We start from the raw sequence: 1,358 nt of genomic DNA on the forward strand, positions 1-1,358 counted from the left end.
TGAATCACCCTAGGTTTTGTGCCGCCTCCAGTTGGTGCTGATCCTCGGTGCCGAGGCCAGAGTAGTGGAGCGTTTCGTATTCGATCGGGGGCATCTGGCCGATGCTCGAATGCAACCGTCTGTGGTTGTACCACTCGACCCAACCAGCGGTCGCGAACTCGACGTCGGAGAGCGTTTTGTACGGCCCGGCATGGAAGATCGTCGTGCGGATGCACTCGGTCTTGTACAGCCCGTTCGCGGATTCGGCTAGGGCGTTGTCGTAGGCGTCCCCGACCGATCCGATCGATGCCGCGATCTCCTCTAGCTTCAGCCTTTCGGTCAGCATGACCGACGTGTACTGACTGCCGGCATCCGAATGATGTATCAGCTCAGCAGCTTTCACTGCATGGCCCTCCCTCTTGCGTTGCCACAGCGCCATCCGAAGCGGGATCGTCACCAGGTCCACAGTCTTCGATGTCGATGCATGCCACGCGACGATCCGACGCGAGAACACGTCGATGATGAACACGACGTACACCCACCCGGCCCATGTTCGGCAATAGGTGAAGTCGGTGACCCACACTCGGTTCGGTTCAACAGCGCTGAATTGCCGATTGAGCAAGTCGGTGGCCCGAACACCGTCGGCCGACGCGATAGTCGTCCGAATCCCCTTCGATCGACGAATACCATTGCGGCACAGCAACTTCATCGCTCGGTCAACCGCGCCGTAGGACACCCCGGGCAGTACGGTCCGGTCGAGATGAGCGTGCATCTTCACCCTGCCGTACAGCCCTTCCGGTGTCATCTTCCGGCGGCCGCCCTCGTCGGTGCACCACACCGTCGAGCGCACCGCATCGACGACTCGGGCGTCGGAGACAGTGCGCGCCGCGGGCTTGCGTGAACGCCACGCCCGGTAGGTTCTCGCGGCGATCTTGCAGCCCTGATCACGCAGGACGCGGCAGATCGACTCGACCGCATAACCGTTGGCACGCAACGTATCTATGAAGTTCATGATCATCGGTTGCGGGGGTCGAGTTCCCCCGCGAAGAAAGTCGTAGCCGCTTTGAGAATCGCGACATCCTCGCGGAGCTGCTTGTTCTCCGCTTTGAGTTTTTTGATCTCGGCGGATTCCTTCGAGGTTGTCCCGGTTCGCGCTCCAGCATCGACCTGGGCCTGCACTGCCCAGCGTCGTACGGTCTCGTGGCCGACGCCGACCTGCTTGGCGATCGCCTCGGCGGCCGCTGTCAACGACGCGTATTCCGCACCGTGGTCCGCGAGCAACCGCAGGGCCCTCGCGCGGACCTCCGGATCGATTTTCTTGGGCATGTGCTCATCCTTCCTGACTCAGAAGGAAGCGGCATCAAACCTGGGGTGATTCA

The 1,358-nt window shown here is 61.5% G+C and carries 1 protein-coding gene; it reads right to left on the reverse strand.

The window, feature by feature from the left end:
* Positions 1-4: 4 nt before the first annotated feature.
* A protein-coding gene (locus ACOQFP_RS03475; RefSeq protein ID WP_421583461.1) for an IS3 family transposase occupies positions 5-1,305 on the reverse strand; the annotation gives its coding sequence in 2 pieces (ribosomal slippage) (positions 5-1,032 and positions 1,032-1,305; 1,302 coding nt in all).
* Between the last annotated feature and the right edge of the window lie 53 nt (positions 1,306-1,358).

The organism is Rhodococcus sp. MALMAid1271 (genome assembly GCF_049195265.1).
In the GTDB taxonomy this organism is placed as follows: domain Bacteria; phylum Actinomycetota; class Actinomycetes; order Mycobacteriales; family Mycobacteriaceae; genus Rhodococcoides.